This is a genomic window from Vibrio ouci (assembly GCF_004551525.1).
In the GTDB taxonomy this organism is placed as follows: domain Bacteria; phylum Pseudomonadota; class Gammaproteobacteria; order Enterobacterales; family Vibrionaceae; genus Vibrio; species Vibrio ouci.
The window spans coordinates 1-1,260 of sequence record NZ_SATR01000195.1 but is presented as its reverse complement, the minus strand read 5'-3'; the positions used below and the strand labels follow the sequence as shown (position 1 = coordinate 1,260).

The window sequence follows — 1,260 nt, the reverse complement described above, 5'->3', positions numbered from 1 at the left end:
AGAAGTGGACCCCAATGGTTGGACACATAAGCTAACTTCTTAAGTGGTTGATCCAGCTCATGCAGCGTATCTCTGCCGACCAAAGTAGGCTTCATCAGGGGTGAGGTCATTGAGTCCCTGATGGTTACGCTCCTCATTATAAAACACGATGTAGTGGCCGATTTCAAGCTCTGCTTCTCGGGGCGTGGTGTAAGCTTTTAAGTAAACCTCCTCATATTTCAGGCTTCTCCATAATCGCTCGATGAAAACATTGTCGACCCAGCGGCCTTTCCCATCCATACTTATCCTGACGCCATGGTCGATTAGCTTCTGTGTGAATTCGGTGCTGGTAAACTGGCTGCCTTGATCTGAGTTGAAGATATCTGGCGGTCCATAATATTTAAGCGCGTCTTCAAGGGCTTCGATACAAAAGCTCGTGTCCATCGTGTTGGATAGCCGCCAAGACAGCACCTTTCGGCTATACCAGTCGATAATGGCCACTAAATACAGGAACCCCTTAGCCATCGGGATATACGTGATGTCAATTGCCCAAGCTTGGTTCGGATAAGTGACTTCGATATCACGCAACAGGTAGGGATAAACCTTGTGTGCTTTGTTCGCCAGGGTCGTTCGAGGCTTGGGGTAAATAGCCCCAAGCCCCATATCTCGCATGAGCCGAACGACACGTTTACGATTAACGTTATGGCCTTTTTTAGCCAACTCATTTCGAATGCGTCTGCTCCCCATGAACGGATACTGAAGATGAATTTCGTCAATCATGCGACGTAGTTCAATCTCTTCAGCAGAGAGGCCTATGGGTTGATAGTAAGCAGTAGAGCGAGCAATATTGAGAAGCTCACACTGGCGCTTTATTGGCAATTGGGTGGATTTAACCAGCGAGCTCTTTCGCTGGGCTCGGTCTAACGACCGAGCACTTTGGCCAAAAAATCATTTTCCATGGTCAATTGACCAATCTTGGCGTGGAGTTTGTCCACTTCTTCAGAGCTGTCCTTACCAGATTGACTTTCAGAGGCAAAAATCATGGCTGCGTTTTCGAGCAGCTCTTTTTTCCATGTGGAGATTTGGTTAGCGTGAAGGCTGTATTTCTGAGCTAACTCAGCGACAGTTTTATCACCTCTAGCAGCATCAAGCGCCACCTTAGCTTTAAATTCGGGTGAGTGGTTTCTACGTTTTCTAGTCATAATCTGTTCCAGTATTTTTAGGTACTATCAAAACAGATCAATCACTTAAAGTCATGTCCGAAAATCGGGAGCCACTTCT

1 protein-coding gene is annotated in these 1,260 nt (G+C 46.6%); it reads right to left on the bottom strand.

What is annotated here, in order from left to right; translation table 11 throughout:
• Nucleotides 1-57: 57 nt before the first annotated feature.
• Nucleotides 58-1,181 (bottom strand): IS3 family transposase gene (locus ELS82_RS25075; RefSeq protein ID WP_134837778.1). Its coding sequence is split into 2 segments (ribosomal slippage): nucleotides 58-929 and nucleotides 929-1,181, totalling 1,125 coding nucleotides; the frame shifts between segments, so codons are not numbered across the junction.
• Nucleotides 1,182-1,260: the final 79 nt, after the last annotated feature.